Here is an 18,101-nt window from a genome sequence, read left to right as displayed (position 1 = left end):
GCAAAGCTTGTACAAAAAACTCAGCAGAAATGTGATTTGCGTGTAGAATGTGCGCGATTAAATGAATTGTTTTTGCAGGTTATTCTATGTCGGCTACGACGATTAAGCCTTGGGTGGTTGGCAATTGGAAGATGAATCCGATACATGCCGATGCTCAGCAACTTATTTCTGAATTTAAAACATTATTACAAGACAGCCCTGTAGAGGCTGAAAAGTGTCATTTGGGGATTGCACCTGTCACTTTGGCTTTAACTCAAATTCAAGCTGCATTGAGCGAAGCAGTACGTCCTGTCTATACCGTTGCACAAGACCTTTCCCGTATTGCGGGTTTGGGTGCATATACAGGCGAAGTCAGTGCAGAATTGCTAAAAGACAGTCAAATTGATTATGTATTGGTTGGGCATTCAGAACGTCGTGAACTTTTTGCAGACACACCAAGCATTTTGAATGAAAAAGTTAAAAATGCCTTGCAGGCAGGTTTGACAGTTATTTATTGTGTGGGTGAAAGTCTGCAACAACGTGAAAGCGGTCAGGCAGAGCAAGTTGTTTTGCAACAAATTTGTGATATTGCTGCTGTGGTTGACGCTGAGCAATGGCAACAGATAGTGATTGCGTATGAACCTATTTGGGCAATTGGTACAGGCAAGACCGCATCACCTGAAGATGCGCAAACCATGCATGCAAAAATCCGTGAAGGTTTAAGCCAAATCACCGCTTATGCGGTGACTCTACCGATTTTATATGGTGGTAGTGTAAAACCAGAAAATGCCGTAGAGTTAGCAGCCTGCCCAGACATTAATGGTGCTTTGGTCGGTGGTGCATCCTTAAATGCGGCATCGTTCCATCAAATTGCGCAAGCCTTTGCAAATACACAATAATGAGGAGTTCAGCATGCAAACATTTGTGCTGGTAGTACATATTATCTTAGCCATTTTAATGATTGGACTAATTTTGGTTCAGCATGGTAAAGGTGCAGATGCAGGCGCTTCTTTTGGTGGCGGTGGTGCGGCAACCGTATTTGGTGCGTCAGGCTCAGGTAACTTTTTAACCCGTTTAACGGCAATTTTAACAGCATTGTTTTTTGCAACCAGTTTAACTTTAGCGGTGTTTGCCAAGAAACAAACCACAGGTGCATATAGTTTGCAGACTGTACAAACGACTGCACCTGCACAGCCAGTATCGCCTGAAACTTCACCAACTGCGCCTAAAAGCGCTGAATAATTTTATTTAGCACTTTCTTTTTTCGCATGATGCGACTAGAATGCGTCACAGCTGCGGTGGTGGTGGAATTGGTAGACACGCTACCTTGAGGTGGTAGTGCTTTCGGGCGTGGGGGTTCAAGTCCCCCCTTCCGCACCAACTTATAATCCAGAAAACATAAGTTGGTGTTAAGCAGCAAATCTGTTGATGCGGGATGGAGCAGTCTGGTAGCTCGTCGGGCTCATAACCCGAAGGTCGTTGGTTCAAATCCAGCTCCCGCTACCAATCAATCCTAAGCTTATCGTGAATTAAGCGTAGGCAACTTAAATTATTTTAGGTTGAGATAAGTATTTACATGTTGTTGCGGGATGGAGCAGTCTGGTAGCTCGTCGGGCTCATAACCCGAAGGTCGTTGGTTCAAATCCAGCTCCCGCTACCAATATTTTAAAAGTGTGATTATGCTCTAATATGAGTTTTACGCTTTATACTGACTAAGGTGCAACTTAAGTCAGGCAAACATGCTAAGTTTGATTGAAAACTTATTCATTTTTGTATATAATATTTGCACGTTGATGCGGGATGGAGCAGTCTGGTAGCTCGTCGGGCTCATAACCCGAAGGTCGTTGGTTCAAATCCAGCTCCCGCTACCAAGTTTCTAATGGTGTGGTACGTTAGTTTTATTTGATTTAACTCAGCACAATAAACTAGCAAAGATGGTTAGATTTAGTCTAATCCCCGCAACCAAGTTTCTAAAGAGGCTCACAACTAGGTGGGCCTTTTTGCACAGTGGATATTGGTTTTACTGTGCAAGAATAGGGGCGATTACGCCCTTTTTTATTGGCTATCGTGTAGTGTCGATACAAGCCGTGCGCGGCCTAAAGTCAAAGTGTCATGTTTCACTACTACTATAGTTTGTATGAATGTGTAGTGGTCAAATAAGACCATTGAACCGCAGCAGAATGACGAGAGTAAATGAAGCTATCAAATAAAACTCAAGCACTTCAGGACTTAATTGCGCCAGCAGTGCAAGCATGTGATGTGGATCTTTGGGGAATCGAGTTTATTCCACAAGGTAAGCGTTCTTTGTTACGTATTTATATCGACAAAGCTGTCGATGAAAATGCAGAACCTGTCTTAAATGAAGATGGCGAATTAGAGCAAGGTCGTGGTATTGGTGTGCAAGATTGTGTACGTGTAACCCAGCAAGTTGGTGCAATGCTTGATGTGCATGATCCAATTTCAGGTGAATATGCACTTGAAGTATCCTCTCCGGGTTGGGATCGTCCATTTTTCCAATTAGAGCAATTGCCTGCATATATTGGGCAAACCATTGCGTTACGTTTAATCAGTGCTGTAGAAAACCGTCGTAAATTTCAAGCGAAATTGGTTGCTGTAGATCTGGAAAATGAAACCATTCAGGTCGAAGTGGAAAAACAGCAGGTATTGGAGATTGACAGTCACAATATTGATAAAGCAAACCTGATTTACCAAGATTAATCAAATTAATAAGAATCTGAACGAATAGGTGACTTATGGCACGTGAAATTCTTACCGTCGTTGAAACGGTTAGTAACGAAAAAGGTGTAAGTCGTGAGGCAATTTTTGAGGCGCTTGAACAGGCTCTTGTTGCTGCGACGAAAAAGAAATTCTACGAAGGCACAAACTCAGAAGAAGCACGTTTACGTGTGGAAATTGATCGTAAAACAGGTGACTACAGCACTTTCCGTCAGTGGGAAGTGGTGGCAGATGAAGATCATGAAATGCCTGCATGCCAAGATGCAATTTCTGATGTAGACCCTGCAAAGTGGTCAATTGGCGATATTCGCGAACTTGAAGTTGAGTCAATTGACTTCGGTCGTATTGCTGCGCAAATTGCCAAGCAAGTGATTGTGCAAAAAATTCGTGAAGCAGAACGCGCATTGGTTGCAGATGCTTATGAAGCCAAAGTAGGCGAGCTGATTTACGGTGAAGTGAAAAAGCAAACCAAAGATGGCTTTATTATTGATTTGGGCGACAATGCAGAAGCATATTTGGCGCGTGAAGAAATGATCGCCAAAGAAATTTTGCGTCCTAAGCAGCGTGTGAATGCAATTTTGTACAGCGTGAACCGTGAAGGTCGTGGTGCACAATTGTTGTTGTCACGTGCCAAGCCTGAAATGCTGATTGCATTGATGAAAAAAGAAATTCCAGAAATTTCTGAAGAAATCATCGAAATTAAAGCAGCAGCGCGTCAGCCGGGTGTACGTGCAAAAATTGCAGTAAAAACCAACGACCATCGTATTGACCCTGTAGGTGCATGTATTGGTATGCGTGGTACACGTATCCAAGCGGTACAGCAAGAGTTAAATGGTGAGCGTATTGATGTTGTGGTGTGGTCTGATGATCCAGCACAATATATCGCCAGTGCTTTAGAGCCAGCCGATGTATCGGGTATTGTGATTGATGAAGAAGAACGTACTGCCGACATTATTTTCGCCACTAGCGATCAGTTGGCACGTGCAATTGGTTCACAAGGTCAAAACGTACGTTTAGCCTCTGAACTCACAGGTTATAAGCTGAACATGATGCTTGAAGAAGAGTATCACGCACGTCAGCAAAATGAAGCGCAACAATACTTAGACTTGTTTGTTTCACGTCTAGACATTGCTGAAGATTTGGCGATGGCATTGGTAGAAATGGGCTTCACTTCATTAGAAGAAATTGCGTATGTTCCTGCGGAAACATTTGACGAAATTGATTTAGATGAAGAAATTGTTGAAATGTTACAAGGTCGTGCCAAAGAAGTGGCATTGGCAGACGCATTGCAACAGCAAGAAAATATCCAAGATCCGAGTGCAGAACTTCTAGCAATGGAAGGCATGACACAAGAGATCGCTTATGCGCTTGCCGCTCGTGGTGTCATCACAGTTGATGATTTAGCTGACCAAGCGACTGACGATATCGAAGATATTGAAGGTCTAGGTACAGATAAAGCGGGTCAATTGATTATGAAAGCGCGCGAATCATGGTTTAACTAGGAGGTAATATATGACGGACAAGTCGATTAAAGAGTTAGCGCTCAGTGTAGGTCGTCCAGTTGAGAAACTCCTGGAACAGGTTCGTGACGCAGGTTTACCACAGCGTAAGGCTGACGATATTATTTCCACTGAACAACAAAGTACCCTAGTGAACCATTTAAAAAAGGTTCACGGTCAAGAGGGTAATGCAGGACAAATCACGTTGAAACGTAAAACCACCAGTACCGCTAAAGTGGCAAGTACTTCGGGCAAAGCGAAAACGATTAATGTAGAAGTTCGTAAGAAGCATACATTTGTAAAGCCTGATCCTGAACAGATTAAAGCGGAAGCACTGGCAAAAGCACAGGCGGAAGCAGCTGAAAAAGCGCAAGCAGAACAGCAAGCACGTGACGTGGCAGAAAAGAGCAAAGCGAAAGCAGACGCGCCTCAAGCAGGTGCTGCAAAAGCGAAACAAGCTTTAGATGCAATGCGTGCAGCAGCGAAGCAAGAAACAGCCAAGCAAGAAGTTGCGAAAGCTGCGGTTGTGGTGAAACGTAAGTCAACCAACAAGCCAATTGTGAAGCAAGCAGTGAAGGTCACTGAAACGCCTGAGCAAAAGAAAGCACGTGAAGCGCAAGCAGCTCAGTTGAAAGCGACTGAAGAAGCAGCACGTCGTAAAGCGGCTGAAGAAGCGCAGCAACGTACGCTTGAGCAAATGCGTCAGATGGCATCTAAATACTCAAATGAAGATGCAACAGCTACTATTCGCGTGGTAGATGATTCTCCATTGGCGGCTGGTCTTGTGGGTCAGGCTTATGAAGATTCATTTGCCAAAGAAGACCGCGAAATCAAGCGTGGTACCAGTACCACCAATACACGTTCACCGAAAAAAGGTGGTCGTCGTGGTCAGGAAGAACAGTCTTTCAGCCAAAACTCACATAAACGCGGTTTGAAAACGAGCCAAGCCAACAAGCACGGCTTTGAAAAACCAGTTAAAAAACAAGTTTATGATGTTGAAATTGGTGCAACGATTGTGGTTGCGGACTTGGCTGCAAAAATGGCAGTTAAAGTACGCGAAGTTATTAAATCACTCATGAAAATGGGTGAGTTAGTTACGCAAAACCAAGCGATTGAGCAAGAAGTTGCAGCACTTGTAGTTGAGGAAATGGGCCACAACCCAGTTCTAGTATCTGATACGCAAGCTGAAGATAACTTACTTGAAGCTGCTGAAGAGGCACGTGGTGTTCAAACGACACGTCCACCAGTGGTGACCATCATGGGTCACGTTGACCATGGTAAGACATCATTACTTGACCGTATTCGTCGTGCCAAAGTGGCTGCAGGCGAAGCGGGTGGTATTACCCAGCACATTGGTGCATACCACGTACAAACCGATAAAGGCATTATCACCTTCTTAGATACACCGGGACACGCAGCGTTTACTGCAATGCGTTCACGTGGTGCGAAAGCGACAGATATCGTGGTATTGGTCGTTGCGGCAGATGATGGTGTGATGCCACAAACTGCAGAAGCCATTGACCATGCGCGTGCAGCGGGTACGCCAATTATTGTTGCCATTAACAAAATGGACAAAGAATCGGCTGATCCAGACCGCGTATTGAATGAATTGACCACCAAAGAAATCGTACCTGAACAATGGGGCGGTGACGTACCTGTTGCAATGGTTTCGGCGCATTCAGGTCAAGGTATTGATGAACTTCTTGACTTAATTTCAATTCAAGCAGAAATGATGGAATTGAAAGCATCTGAAGAAGGTGCAGCGCAAGGTGTGGTGATTGAAGCGCGTGTAGATAAAGGTCGCGGTGCAGTGACGTCAATTCTGGTACAAAACGGTACTTTGAATGTAGGTGACTTGGTACTTGCAGGTTCATCTTATGGTCGCGTACGTGCCATGACTGATGAAAACGGTAAGCGTATTAAATCTGCAGGTCCTTCAATTCCAGTTGAAATTTTAGGTTTACCTGAAGCGCCAATGGCAGGTGACGAAGTTCTTGTTGTAAATGACGAGAAGAAAGCACGTGAAGTTGCCGATGCGCGTATGGATCGTGAGCGTCAAAAACGTCTTGAGCGTCAAAGCGCAATGCGTCTTGAAAACATCATGGCATCAATGGGCAAAAAAGACGTTCCATTTGTCAATGTGGTATTGAAGACCGATGTACGAGGTACTTTGGAAGCCTTGATTGTTGCATTGGGCGAGTTGTCTACCGATGAAGTACGTGTACGTGTGATTGGTTCAGGCGTAGGTGCGATCACTGAGTCTGACGTTACGCTTGCAGAATCTTCAGAAGCTGTATTACTGGGCTTTAACGTACGTGCTGACAATACTGCGCGTCAAAAAGCCGATGCCGATGGTATTGACATTCGTTACTACAGCATCATCTATCAATTAATTGATGATGTGAAAGATGCGATGAGCGGTAAGCTTGCACCTGAACACCGTGAAACTATTTTGGGTGTTGCAGAAGTGCGTGAAGTGTTCCACTCAAGTAAGTTCGGTGCAGCTGCAGGTTGTATGGTACTTGAAGGCGTACTTCACCGTAACAAACCAATTCGCGTATTACGTGATGATGTGGTGGTGTTCCAAGGTGAGCTTGAGTCACTTCGTCGTTATAAAGATGTGGTCGAAGAAGTTCGCGCAGGTATGGAATGTGGTCTTGCAGTAAAAGGCTATAAAGACATCAAACCACTTGATAAGATTGAAGTGTACGATGTTCAATTGATTAAACGGAGTCTTTAATGGCGGGTAGTCAACGTCTGAAGCGTATGGCGGATACAGTACAGCGTGAGCTGTCAGAACTGATTCGCCAAGAGCTGAAAGATCCACGCTTAGGTGGTCTTGTGACCATCTCTGCGGTGAAGGTGAGCCCAGACTTAGGATATGCCGAAGTGTACGTGACCGTCATGGGACGTGAATTAGGCGATGAGCAAAGCGAAACGGCAAATAAAGAAACCTTGGATGTGTTGAATAAAGCATCAGGCTTCTTGCGCCATGAGTTAAGCCGTCGTATTAAGACACGTATTACCCCGCGTTTGCGTTTTCACTACGATAAAACCAATGCCTATGGTAACTATATGTTTGGTTTGATTGCAGAAGCGGTAAAAGATTTACCTCCTGCAGCACCTAAGCAAGATGAAGAATAAATCAGTGATGATAAAAAATGCCACCTTCGGGTGGCATTTTTTTGTCTATCATGTTTGAGCTTTTGCAATGTAAGCAAGGTTATATCGGATACGATGCTTTTTTTAATGCCTGACTAATATTCTAGACCAAATCATCATGGGACTTTTTTTCATAACGACGTAAATTACGACGTTGGCGTTGCCACGGTAATGGACGGTCTAAGGTTTCAGGCACATTGCCACTCATCGAACGTAAACGTAAATGCAGTGCTGCCTGTGCCATTAAATTGGCAGAAACAGGCGCGGTAATAAACGCAAATAGGGTGATTAATACTTCTGCAAAGCCAAATCGTCCTTCAAATGCCGCATAAATAATGGCTGCAATTAAGAAACTGCCTAGTCCTAAAGTGCTGGATTTTGTAGGGGCATGCAGTCGCATAAATAAGTCGGGTAGGCGAACCATGCCAATGCCGCCCACCAACATGAAAAATGCGCCAATAATTAAAAAGAATGACACTAAAATTTCCATGAGTAATTGCATGTTCATTCTCCTTAATCAATCACATGACCACTGGTGAAGTAACGCGCCAGTGCTGCAGTAGACACAAAGCCTAGCATCGCCACCAATAACGCACCTTCAAATAATGAGGTACTGGTCCAATAGATACCCAGAACCACCACCAAGCAGGTCGCATTTAAAAACAAGGTATCCAAGGCCAACAGGCGGTCTACAATTGAAGGGCCAATAATCAGGCGATATAGGCACATAAACATGGACAGCGTAATCGCAACCATGCAGATTCCAAGTGCATAAGGCAGAATCATCATTGCTTTTCTCCTGACTGTGCACCAAAAATTTCAATCAGCGGTTTTTCATAACGATTTTTGATGTCTTGAATATCTACACTTTCATCTGCAGTGTTTAAGGCATGCACCAAAATATCGCCACGGTCTTGGTCAATACCTGCTGTAACCGTGCCTGGTGTGGTGGTAATGATCATCGCCAAAATACTGTTGACCTGTTCGTGTTGTGTTTCGAGAGGGACACGGAACCATTTTGGCTGCATACGGTCTGTTGGGCCAAGTACCAGTTTTGCGACACGAATATTACAAATCATAATATCCCAGACCACCACGAAGAATAAGCGAATGGCTGCAGTCCAGTTGATGTCTGGTGTACGCGCAATAAAGGGCTGGATCAGTTTGGGAATCAAGAGCGCCAAGACCAGTGCCATCAACAGATTCCCTGCAGAAACACTATGCGCCAACATCAGCCAACTCAGTGCCACCAAGACAGATACAAACGGGTGTGGCAGCAGGTTATCCCAAAACGAAGTTTTTGGTCTCGTTTTTTGCATGTTTAGGGCTCCGCAGGTTTGAGTTGAGTATCGCTAGGTTGCTGTGCTTCCTCACGATTTTGCTGTTGAATCTGACGTTGTTTATAGTCAGAAATATGCTCGCCTTCCAAGGTGTTTGGATCAATCACATAGGGAATTAAATGTGCATTGGTGTCAATTGCTTCGCCACCGTACTTGGTTTGAGGTAAGTACAATGGATCATAAGGTTGTACGCTAATCACATTTGCAGCACGGTCTTTTTTCAGAATCAGTGCTTCATAGGCCGCATTATGTTGAATCTGCTGTGCAGTATTCAGCATATATTGTTGAATTGGATTGGCAAATACCACGTACAGCACTAAACCCGTTAGGAGAAAATAAATGACACGGTCATTACGGGGCGGTGCAATCGCAGGTAGTGCCTGATATTCATAATAGGCTTCAGTTTGCGCATCATCTTCAGGTTTGGTCGCGCGCCAAAATAAAATAAAGCCGACACGGGTGAATGCAATAATACTCAGCAAGCTGACCAAGAGAATAATGCCAATAATCCAGCCTTGATGTGCCATATTGGCGGTGGCTTGCAAAATAAAGACCTTGCCCAAAAAGCCACTAAACGGTGGCAAACCTGCCATCATTAAGGCAATCATGAAGTATGTGATTGCCAGTACTTTGTGTTGCTTCATTTGCGGGGCAATATTGAAGTGATCTTTAAATGCGCCACGTTGTGAGGTAATCCAGCCACACAGCAAATAGAAAGCCGCTGCAATTAAGGTACTGTGTACTAAGTAATACAGTGCGGCTGACCATGCCTGTGTGTTCAGCATCGAAATGGCGATCAGGATCGTACCAATCGAAGACAGCACCATAAAACCGACAAAACGACGTAAGCGCTCTGCACCAATTGCGCCAATGACCCCATACAGTGAGGTAATTAGACCAATCGGCAGCAACCAGTCTTGTAGGATTTTATGGCTCAGTGCATCATCAAATACGGTTCCATTGACCCGCAAAATGGCATACACACCCACTTTGGTCATGATGGTGAATAAGGCTGCCACAGGGGTTGTCGCCACGGCATAGGTTTTAGGAAGCCAGAAACCGACAGGAAGCATAGCGGCTTTAATACCAAATACCACAAATAGCAGTAAGCCACCTGCCACCGCAATTTTATGTGCATCAGCATCGAGTAGCGGAATAAGACGTGCCACATCGGTCATGTTTAAACTGCCGACACTGCCGTAAATCATCCCCAAACCAATTAGGAACAGGGCAGAGGCCAACAGGTTGATGGTGACGTAATGAATCCCGAGTTGAAAACGTGCTTTGCCTTGACCGTGCAATAACAACACATACGAGGCGAGCAACAAGATTTCAAAAAATACGAACAGGTTAAATAAGTCGCCTGTGAGGAATGCACCGCAAAGTCCCATGAGTAGGAAATGCACCATGGTATGAAAATAGCGACCACGTTCATCCCATTTTTTGCTGGAAAACCACAGTAATGGCAAGGCAAGTGAATAAGTCAGTACCAACATGAGGGCAGACAGTTGATCTAGCACTAAAATAATGCCAAACGGGGCGGCCCATTCGCTCAAATTATAAATAATAATTTGCCCACTGCTGACTTGAATTAAATAGCTAATTGCAGTGACTAAACCGAGTGTGGCAGAAAGATAGCTAATGCCACGACGCCATGGCTGACGCCAGTCATGTGAGAGTGAACCAAAGCCCGGATTGCCTAATAGCACTAAAATAAATGCGGTAAAGGTTGGAATCAGGATGCTAAAAATAGGTGAATGCTGTAGCCAAAATTGGAGGAAATCAGTCATTATGGCTCATCCTCACGTGGGTCAAGCAGTGGATGTTCTTCTTTGGCATCGACGTGGTCTGTCCCTGTTTCATAACGGCTACGCAGCGCCAATTGCACAATAAATGCGGTGGTGGCAAAACCAATCACAATTGCGGTTAATACCAAGGCTTGTGGTAATGGGTCGGTGACTTTTGAAGCTTCAGTCAAAATTGCAGGTGCATTGAGCTGAATACGCCCCATGCTGAATAAGAAAATATTGACGGCATAACCAATCATCGCCAAGCCCAAAACCACAGGAAAGGTACGGGCACGTAAAATTAAATAGATTCCTGTCGCGACTAACATTCCAATGGCAGATGCAATTAAAAACTCAATACTAATCATTGCATTACTCCTTTGGAAGTGGGCCAGACATGCCTGAGTGACGTGAGTCGCCCAAGACAGAAATCATCAACATTACCGCACCAACCACCGTGACATACACGCCTACATCAAATAAGGCAGCCGAAGCGAGGTGCATTTCACCAATAATCGGAGGATTGACATAAATATGTGCGCTGGTGAGGAATGGACGTCCCCAGAACCATGCGGCAAGTCCTGTCAGACCTGCAATACTTAAACCCACGCCAATCCAGATTTCGTATAAACGTCCAGATTTAGCTTTGAGCATTTGTTCGGTGTGGTCTTGACCAAGCGCAATGTATTGGATGATCAACGCCATTGCGGTAATTAAGCCCGCAATAAAGCCACCGCCTGGTAAGTTATGACCGCGCAAGAAAATATACAGGCTGACCACAAGGGCGATAGGTAAAATCCATGAGGCGGTAATCCGCAGCATCAACGGTGAAGGATTAAAGCGATAGGTTAAACCTTGGGTCATGATAGTGCCGTGCGCACGCATACCATCCATTAAACACAGCGTACCAATCGCAGCAATGCCCAAGACGGTAATTTCACCAAAGGTATCGAAACCACGGAAGTCCACCAAAATGACGTTGACCACGTTGGTTCCGCCACCGAGTGGAATGGATTGCTGATTAAAGAACCATGAAATTGAATTGTGGTCGCGAGTCATAACCAGCCACGCAATCCAGCCGATACCAATGCCGCCACCAATCGCAATGAAGGCATCTCGCCAACGACGTGAACGGCTAGATTCATACGGGGTCAATTGTGGGAGCAGCGATAGACTCATCAGCAATAAAACAGTGGTGACGACATCAACCGTGATTTGAGTTTGTGCCAAGTCGGGAGCAGACAGTCCGACAAACATCATGGTGACGACCAAGCCAACTGCACCGCTGATTAAGACAGCTTTGATGCGCTCATGGTGGAACCACAGCATCATCCAGCAGGCAGAGAACAGCAATAACCATAAAACAATGGCAATCATAGGCGCATGTGTGAGTTCACGTGTGCCAGTTGTTAATCCCTGATTGAATAATGGTAGCGCGACCATGAATACCGTAAAAGCAATGATCCACACCAAATAGCTTTGCAGTGAACCATTTTCGGTTTTACGTTTGATTTTGCGTGAAACCTGTAGCAAATGTTTTAAGAATAATTCAAACAGCAGTTTGCCTTGGAATTGACCTAAATGTGGGTCGAGGTCAATTTCACGGATTTTTCCACCTTTGGCGAGCGAGAAATAGAAAATGATCCCGCCAAGCAGTGCAATAACACTCATCAGCAGGGGAAGATTAAAGCCATGCCAAATTGCCAGATGTATGCCTTCAAACTGCGACAGTTGGGTACTGGCACGAGTCGTGCTATTGACAATATGCTCGACCAATAAGGCAGGCATCAAGCCGACTAAAATACATAAAACAGCCAATAAAGTTGCGGGTGCACGCATGCCAAACGGAGGTTCGTGAGCTTCTTTGTTTGGGACATCTTTACCAATTGGACCATCAAAGAAAACGCCGTGTACCAAACGTATTGAATAGGCCACTGCAAAAATACCCGCCAGTGTCGCAACAATTGCAGAAACCAACAGTACAGGGCCAGATAAGTTTGCTACCAGTTCAGTGAAGAACATTTCTTTGGACAAAAAGCCGTTGGTCAACGGTACGCCAGCCATAGAGGCCGCGGTAATCATAGTGAGGGTGGCGGTAAAGGGTAATAGTTGCCATAAGCCACTAAGTTTACGTAAATCACGTGTGCCTGATTCGTGGTCGATAATTCCTGCAATCATAAACAGGGCCGCTTTAAAGGTGGCGTGGTTGATGATGTGGAAAATTGCAGCAGCTACTGCTAACGGTGAACCAATGCCGAGTAAGCACATGATCAGACCTAAATGACTGATGGTGGAATACGCCAATAAGCCTTTTAAATCTTCTTTGAAAATAGCAAAGAATGCTGCCATACACAGGGTAAATAGACCAATAAAGGTGACTAGGTTGTGATATAACGCTGCGCCTGCAAAAATTGGCAATAAGCGCGCCAGCAAGAAAATCCCTGCTTTGACCATCGTTGCCGAATGTAGATAGGCAGAAACAGGCGTGGGTGCAGCCATGGCATTGGGTAGCCAGAAGTGAAACGGAAATTGCGCACTTTTGGTAAATGCACCCAATAAAATCAGCAATAAAGTTGGTACAAATAAATGATGACTTTGAATTTGTTCAGTCATCATTAAGATTTGGTCAATTTGATAGGTGCCTGTGATTTGCGCCAATAACACAAAACCACCGAGCATGGCGAGTCCGCCCATGCCTGTAATGGTCAGTGCCATACGTGAGCCGCGTTGTGCTGCCTCGTAATTGCTCCAATAACCCACCAATAAGAAAGAGGAAATACTGGTCAGTTCCCAAAAAGTCAGCAACAAAATCAGGTTATTGGAGAGCGAAATTCCCAACATGGCAGCCATAAACAGCATGAGGAGAACATAGAGTTTACTGAGCGAGTTTTGTGGACTTAAATAATAATAGGCATAAATAAAAATGAGTGTGCCGATCCCCGTGATCAGCAAGGAGAATAATAAACCAAGCGCATCTAGACGGAAGCTTAAATCAATCCCCAACTGTGGCAGCCAAGACCATGTTTGAATGATCGTTTCGCCATTAAAGACTGCTTTTGCTTGAGTCAGGAGCAGAATAAGACTGCTCAGACTGACGCCAATCGCCCCTAAAGCCGTTACCCCGCGTGAAAATTGTTTCAGCCACGAGACAAGGGTTGTGCCCAGTACTAACGGTAACAATATAATAATCGGTAGCACACTCATATCCATTGTCGTGAATAGGTTGAAAACCTAAAGGATGAATCTTATCTTCCAAGGATTACAGGACAGCAACACACCATCCAAAAGATTCAATCTTGAAAGCCAATCAGTCGTGTCAGTAAACACGTAGTCTATTGTTTTGATGAGCGTATTGTCGCAACTTAAACTCAAAACAAGATCATGCAAAAATAATTTTACATGGCTAGGCGGCTCAAGCAGCAAAAAATATGCTGATCTTTCGCTGACGATGCAGCGAATAAGGTTGTGCTTGGTTTGGTTAAAGCTGTGTTAAAAATATTTAGATGCGTCAATCTACAACCTAGTTGAACTATGGATGAAGTTAATCTGCATCTGCTGCATTTTTACAGCATTCACCGTGTTTGAAAGGTCAATAGACACTATTCAAGGTATAAAAAAAGTTGTATTGCGCAACTTTAAAAACTACAGCAAAATCGGATTTTACTATAAAAGTTCAAAATTAATCTGATTTTATTACATGAATAAAACAACATCAATTTATTTTGCATACAGCAAAGTCATTATATACCGTCTGTTATATGCGGGATAAAGTATTTCCTTGCTTTTTGGCCAAGTATGCCTTGAAAGACTTCGGCAATTAAGATTCAGGCAATTGATCAGGTGTTGGCTCACTATCCAATTGCTGTAAGCGTTGCAGCAATTCCTGTTTTTGTTCGGCAGTTAAATGGTTTTGAATCTGCTGCAAAATTTCAGCCGTGCCTAATTGTGTTGGGTTTTGTTCTTGTAGGCTGACGTCTTCTGTCGTGTGAGTGGTTTCTAGCACATCAGCATAAATTTCTGCAAACTGCGGTTGTAAACTTTGCCATGCGATGGGATGCAGCTGTTGATGTTCCAGTTTTAAACATTGAAAGCGTTCCGCTTGTTCCAAAAGTTCGCTGCGGTTGCCTGTGGCAATAATTTGTAAGCGCGGAAAAGCTTGATGTAAACGGGTCAGTATTTGTGCGGCCTGTTGTTGATCGAGCTGATGATCAATCTGGTCAATCAACAAAATACCATCTCCCTCGCGACACGGATACAAACTGTTTGGGTTTAGCAAACAGAGGCGACGTACAATATCGCCTACCAGAGCAATCCAGTTGCGCTGACTGTTCGACAATTGCTGATACAGCATATCTTTGCCCTGACAGCGCACCATGAGTTGTAATTTAGGCAGATGTTGTAGATATAGGTCTTCAATTTCAGGCAGCACGATTTGTAAGGCATCTTTCAGTGCTTGTAAACTCGGTGCATGCATTTGGGTATAGGCATGCAATAAGGACTGATTCAGGGTTTGTGCGAGTTCGCTTTGTTGTTGCTGATATAGCTTGTGTAAAAGCTGCGCACTTTGGGCATTTTCAATATCGGAAATTTCCCGCAACCATTCAAAAAAACGAGTAAATGTCGTGAATGGAATCGCAGCAATTTCGTAGGCATGTCCAGGTTGTAAAATCAGCGGATTATTTTTATTGAGTAAATTAACTTCATTCACGAAGCGTTCTGCAGGGTAGTAGGCAATCAGCGGTAGACCTTGCATCGGGTCATGTTTAATGGCGTGTTGATAGAGCTGCACCATTTTTTCAAGCTTGGCGGTTTCTGCTTTGCTTACTCCTACGCCGCTACTATTCAGGGTTTTATATAATTGCCAGTCACAATGTTGGGTGCTTTCAATTTGCGTGTTGCTTGATTCTGCCAAACTGCCTATTTCTGCTGGAATTTCCACACAAACATCAATTTTAGCTTGCAAGCGGTTGAACAAAATATCTTGATCTTGCATCACCAAACCCGCAGTGCGTAAGTCTTTATAGCGAGCGGCAAACCAAGTCAGTGCTTGATAACTAAATCGTAACAGCGAGGTTTTACCCGCGCTTTGGTCTGCCAAAATAAGCGTAATGGGCAGGTCGTGATAATTGAGTTCGAGTTTTAGGTCTGCAAAATGGGTGATGTGTCTGAAATGAACCGATGTAATTTTCATAGCGCACCTGCTGCAATTACCCCACCGCTTTGCGTAACGATGTCGGCATTTTTATTTTCAGTTGTTGTACCAAATCGTAAATATGATGAATATTTAAACTGACTTTAGCACGTGTGCATGCCACGTACAGTAATCTTAATTCTTCATCGCTAATTTTATGCTCTTTGTCGTTCAGTTTAAATTGGTAGTCGTCTTCAATATGTACCCGATTCCATTCTAAACCTTTGGCTTTATGCGCTGTCGAAATAATATAGTCGGCTTGGTCAATTGGGGTGATTTTTGCCAACGCCCGTTTGAGTGGATTAGTACCATGATCATCCACCAGTTTGACCAAAGGTTTAATGTCGCTGCCATCGTTGGTTTCACAATATTCATGTACATCATGCCAAGAGTTAAACCATGCCAGTTCCGGAACGTCGGTCACACGTTTGCCTTGTTTGAGCATCGCGGCAGCATCCACAAAACGGTTTAAGCGCACATGGTCGGCTTGCAGACTGACTTTATCGCCATGCACTAAACCTGCCAGTAGCAGTTCCATGGCACGGGCGTTGGTACGGCATAAAATCGCATCACGCATTTTGGTATGCGGTTTGTTGACCACTTTGGAATGTAATTCTGGATTGCCCAAGAGTGGCACGGTTTCATTCAGCCCACCTAAAATGGCATTGGCGGTCAGGGCAATTTCTTCACCAAAACGGAACGATGTGGTCAGTCGTGATTCAGGCAAAGGTAATTGCTGCATGGCATTGATTGCACCACGCCAAGCATAGATTTGCTGATGCGCATCGCCCACATAAATCACTTGAGTATTACGTTGCTTGAGTAAAATGCCCAGCATGAGCGGGTCGGCATCTTGAGCTTCGTCAAACAGCACATAATCGGCAGGAATGTTGGGTTCAGACAAGGCCCAAAGTTTCAGATAAATATCGTGTCCAATGCCTGCCTGATGATTCGGGTCAATTGACTCCAACCAGCGTCGTTCTACCGCAGGATAAAGATGCTTTTGTAAGGTGTCGATGTCATCTGGATGCAACCAACTGGGTGCTTGTAAATGTCGTGGGGCAGGGTATTGCGAACTGGTCGAGCAGAAATGACTCACGGCATTGGCCACCAAACTGGCTAAACGACTTGGCATCAACACATATTTTTCATAGCGTCCGCCCATCATACGTCTAAGGGTAATCGGTTCTAAACGATACTCTTTGGCAATAAAACTTGGACTTAAACGGGGTAGGCGTAATTTGTCGGTGACTCCACGTGGAACGCTGCGATATGCAAGCGAGTGAAATGTACGACAATCGACCTGACGATGAAATTTACTTTGTGCTTCTGCGGCAATGGCTTTGTTAAATGCCAAGTACATGCCACGCCGTTCTGGCATGGCATCACTGATCATTTGTAAGGTCGTGGTTTTACCTGTACCTGCATAGGCAATCACTTTAAAAGATTTGCCCAGACGTGCATTATCTATAGCAGTGGCTTGCTCATAGGTCGGGCGAGGCTTGATGATTACAGACACAGATCAGGGTTGGCTTTTCGCGTTAATGACTGCGGTTGGCTTTTTCAACCAAGCCTGATAAACCTTGACGACGAGCCAATTCATTCAGTACCACTTGCGGTTCAATATCGAAATAACCCAACATGACAATGCTGTGGAACCATAAATCGGCCACTTCATAAATCAGGTCATTTTTGTTGTTGGCATTCGCTTCGGTGTTGAAATCTTTGGCGGCAATAATTGCTTCCACGGTTTCTTCACCAACTTTTTCCAAAATTTTATTCAAGCCTTTATGGTACAGCTTGGCTACATAAGATGAGTCAGGATTAGCGGTTTTGCGCTCGCTCATCATTTGCCCTAAATAAGCCAAAACTTCGACCTGTTCAGCTTGTGCTTTAGATTGGCTCATGGCTAAGGTGTGAGCATTGGCGGCTTGTTCACCATAAATTTGATTCGGGTCTTTCAGCTGTGCATCTACAATTTCCCAACCATTGACGGTGAGTTTACGATAGAAACAAGATTCACGCCCTGTGTGGCAAGCAATTCCACCATGTTGTTCAATTTGCAGGATAATCACATCAGCATCGCAGTCCAGACGAATTTCATGCACGGTTTGAAAGTGTCCAGATTCTTCGCCCTTGTGCCACAATTTATTGCGTGAACGTGAAAAATACACTGCCTGATTTTTTTCGGCAGTCAGTGCCAAGGCTTCACGGTTCATCCACGCCACCATCAACACACGTCCTGTTTGATGATGCTGTGCAATGGCAGGCACTAATCCTTGTTCGTTAAATTTTACTTCATCGAGCCATTGCAAGTTATTCATGAGTTGTTCACCAAAATTAATTTAAATTGTATGGACGCTATTTTCTGAGCGCACGATTTTGCATCGTTCCTATAGTGTACGTG

Annotated in this window: 15 protein-coding genes and 4 tRNA genes; 10 read left to right on the top strand and 9 right to left on the bottom strand. The window is 44.4% G+C overall.

Annotation, left to right across the window (positions count from 1 at the left end):
• Positions 1-86 precede the first annotated feature (86 nt).
• The 10 genes from tpiA to FTU39_RS07235 all read left to right on the top strand — a co-directional run bounded on the left by tpiA (position 87) and on the right by FTU39_RS07235 (position 7,358).
• A complete protein-coding gene (gene tpiA / locus FTU39_RS07280; protein WP_019836081.1) occupies positions 87-878 on the top strand; it encodes a triose-phosphate isomerase in 792 nt (263 codons plus the stop codon).
• A 13-nt stretch (positions 879-891) separates the two neighbouring features.
• The gene (gene secG / locus FTU39_RS07275; RefSeq protein ID WP_004975868.1) at positions 892-1,221 is read left to right on the top strand and encodes a preprotein translocase subunit SecG; all 330 of its coding nucleotides are present in this window, start codon (positions 892-894) and stop codon (positions 1,219-1,221) included.
• A 53-nt stretch (positions 1,222-1,274) separates the two neighbouring features.
• Positions 1,275-1,359, top strand: a tRNA-Leu gene (locus FTU39_RS07270).
• A gap of 49 nt (positions 1,360-1,408) precedes the next feature.
• Positions 1,409-1,485: transfer RNA gene (locus FTU39_RS07265), tRNA-Met, on the top strand.
• Between the two features lie 77 nt (positions 1,486-1,562).
• Positions 1,563-1,639 (top strand) — tRNA-Met (locus FTU39_RS07260).
• 134 nt (positions 1,640-1,773) lie between these two features.
• Positions 1,774-1,850: transfer RNA gene (locus tag FTU39_RS07255), tRNA-Met, on the top strand.
• 322 nt (positions 1,851-2,172) lie between these two features.
• The gene (rimP, locus tag FTU39_RS07250; RefSeq protein WP_004975871.1) at positions 2,173-2,697 is read left to right on the top strand and encodes a ribosome maturation factor RimP; all 525 of its coding nucleotides are present in this window, start codon (positions 2,173-2,175) and stop codon (positions 2,695-2,697) included.
• 35 nt (positions 2,698-2,732) lie between these two features.
• Complete coding sequence (gene nusA, locus FTU39_RS07245) at positions 2,733-4,217, top strand: transcription termination factor NusA (RefSeq protein WP_131261098.1); 1,485 nt, start codon at positions 2,733-2,735, stop codon at positions 4,215-4,217.
• Positions 4,218-4,227: 10 nt separating this feature from the next.
• Positions 4,228-6,954, top strand: coding sequence for a translation initiation factor IF-2 (gene infB, locus FTU39_RS07240; RefSeq protein WP_004975874.1), 2,727 nt, complete (start codon positions 4,228-4,230; stop codon positions 6,952-6,954).
• A complete protein-coding gene (locus tag FTU39_RS07235; protein ID WP_004975876.1) occupies positions 6,954-7,358 on the top strand; it encodes a ribosome-binding factor A in 405 nt (134 codons plus the stop codon). Before infB ends, FTU39_RS07235 begins: the two co-directional genes overlap by 1 nt.
• Positions 7,359-7,479: 121 nt before the next feature.
• Here the strand turns inward: FTU39_RS07235 and FTU39_RS07230 are convergent, their stop codons facing one another.
• The 9 genes from FTU39_RS07230 to hisIE form a co-directional block, all read right to left on the bottom strand.
• The gene (locus tag FTU39_RS07230) at positions 7,480-7,878 is read right to left on the bottom strand and encodes a Na+/H+ antiporter subunit G (RefSeq protein ID WP_004975877.1); all 399 of its coding nucleotides are present in this window, start codon (positions 7,876-7,878) and stop codon (positions 7,480-7,482) included.
• Between the two features lie 11 nt (positions 7,879-7,889).
• A complete protein-coding gene (locus FTU39_RS07225) occupies positions 7,890-8,165 on the bottom strand; it encodes a monovalent cation/H+ antiporter subunit F (protein ID WP_004975880.1) in 276 nt (91 codons plus the stop codon).
• A complete protein-coding gene (locus tag FTU39_RS07220; RefSeq protein ID WP_004975882.1) occupies positions 8,162-8,695 on the bottom strand; it encodes a Na+/H+ antiporter subunit E in 534 nt (177 codons plus the stop codon). Before FTU39_RS07220 ends, FTU39_RS07225 begins: the two co-directional genes overlap by 4 nt.
• Positions 8,696-8,697: 2 nt before the next feature.
• Positions 8,698-10,506 (bottom strand): monovalent cation/H+ antiporter subunit D, encoded by a 1,809-nt coding sequence (locus FTU39_RS07215; protein WP_179989699.1) that lies wholly within the window; start codon positions 10,504-10,506, stop codon positions 8,698-8,700.
• Positions 10,506-10,871 carry a Na+/H+ antiporter subunit C gene (locus FTU39_RS07210; protein ID WP_004975886.1) on the bottom strand — a complete coding sequence of 122 codons (366 nt, stop codon included), beginning with the start codon at positions 10,869-10,871 and terminating at the stop codon, positions 10,506-10,508. The genes FTU39_RS07215 and FTU39_RS07210 overlap by 1 nt, the downstream gene beginning before the upstream one ends.
• Positions 10,872-10,875: 4 nt before the next feature.
• On the bottom strand, positions 10,876-13,713 hold the full coding sequence (locus FTU39_RS07205) for a monovalent cation/H+ antiporter subunit A (protein ID WP_179989503.1): 2,838 nt from the start codon (positions 13,711-13,713) through the stop codon (positions 10,876-10,878).
• Between the two features lie 607 nt (positions 13,714-14,320).
• On the bottom strand, positions 14,321-15,694 hold the full coding sequence (locus tag FTU39_RS07200; RefSeq protein ID WP_154321107.1) for an AAA family ATPase: 1,374 nt from the start codon (positions 15,692-15,694) through the stop codon (positions 14,321-14,323).
• Between the two features lie 16 nt (positions 15,695-15,710).
• Positions 15,711-17,213, bottom strand: coding sequence for a UvrD-helicase domain-containing protein (locus FTU39_RS07195; RefSeq protein WP_180051935.1), 1,503 nt, complete (start codon positions 17,211-17,213; stop codon positions 15,711-15,713).
• A 22-nt stretch (positions 17,214-17,235) separates the two neighbouring features.
• The gene (hisIE, locus tag FTU39_RS07190; protein ID WP_179994925.1) at positions 17,236-18,018 is read right to left on the bottom strand and encodes a bifunctional phosphoribosyl-AMP cyclohydrolase/phosphoribosyl-ATP diphosphatase HisIE; all 783 of its coding nucleotides are present in this window, start codon (positions 18,016-18,018) and stop codon (positions 17,236-17,238) included.
• Positions 18,019-18,101 lie beyond the last annotated feature (83 nt).

The organism is Acinetobacter sp. YH12099 (assembly GCF_013419195.1).
Classification (GTDB): domain Bacteria; phylum Pseudomonadota; class Gammaproteobacteria; order Pseudomonadales; family Moraxellaceae; genus Acinetobacter; species Acinetobacter towneri.
This window is presented reverse-complemented; position numbering and strand designations above follow the sequence as displayed.

What these genes read in the sequence shown, in the direction of transcription:
- FTU39_RS07235 (WP_004975876.1), top strand. Translation starts at nt 6,954, where the DNA reads ATGGCGGGTAGTCAACGTCTGAAGCGTATGGCGGATACAGTACAGCGT.
- FTU39_RS07210 (WP_004975886.1), bottom strand. Translation starts at nt 10,871, where the DNA reads ATGATTAGTATTGAGTTTTTAATTGCATCTGCCATTGGAATGTTAGTC.
- nusA (WP_131261098.1), top strand. Translation starts at nt 2,733, where the DNA reads ATGGCACGTGAAATTCTTACCGTCGTTGAAACGGTTAGTAACGAAAAA.
- rimP (WP_004975871.1), top strand. Translation starts at nt 2,173, where the DNA reads ATGAAGCTATCAAATAAAACTCAAGCACTTCAGGACTTAATTGCGCCA.
- infB (WP_004975874.1), top strand. Translation starts at nt 4,228, where the DNA reads ATGACGGACAAGTCGATTAAAGAGTTAGCGCTCAGTGTAGGTCGTCCA.
- FTU39_RS07205 (WP_179989503.1), bottom strand. Translation starts at nt 13,713, where the DNA reads ATGGATATGAGTGTGCTACCGATTATTATATTGTTACCGTTAGTACTG.
- FTU39_RS07230 (WP_004975877.1), bottom strand. Translation starts at nt 7,878, where the DNA reads ATGCAATTACTCATGGAAATTTTAGTGTCATTCTTTTTAATTATTGGC.
- FTU39_RS07220 (WP_004975882.1), bottom strand. Translation starts at nt 8,695, where the DNA reads ATGCAAAAAACGAGACCAAAAACTTCGTTTTGGGATAACCTGCTGCCA.
- tpiA (WP_019836081.1), top strand. Translation starts at nt 87, where the DNA reads ATGTCGGCTACGACGATTAAGCCTTGGGTGGTTGGCAATTGGAAGATG.
- FTU39_RS07215 (WP_179989699.1), bottom strand. Translation starts at nt 10,506, where the DNA reads ATGACTGATTTCCTCCAATTTTGGCTACAGCATTCACCTATTTTTAGC.
- secG (WP_004975868.1), top strand. Translation starts at nt 892, where the DNA reads ATGCAAACATTTGTGCTGGTAGTACATATTATCTTAGCCATTTTAATG.
- FTU39_RS07200 (WP_154321107.1), bottom strand. Translation starts at nt 15,694, where the DNA reads ATGAAAATTACATCGGTTCATTTCAGACACATCACCCATTTTGCAGAC.
- hisIE (WP_179994925.1), bottom strand. Translation starts at nt 18,018, where the DNA reads ATGAATAACTTGCAATGGCTCGATGAAGTAAAATTTAACGAACAAGGA.
- FTU39_RS07225 (WP_004975880.1), bottom strand. Translation starts at nt 8,165, where the DNA reads ATGATGATTCTGCCTTATGCACTTGGAATCTGCATGGTTGCGATTACG.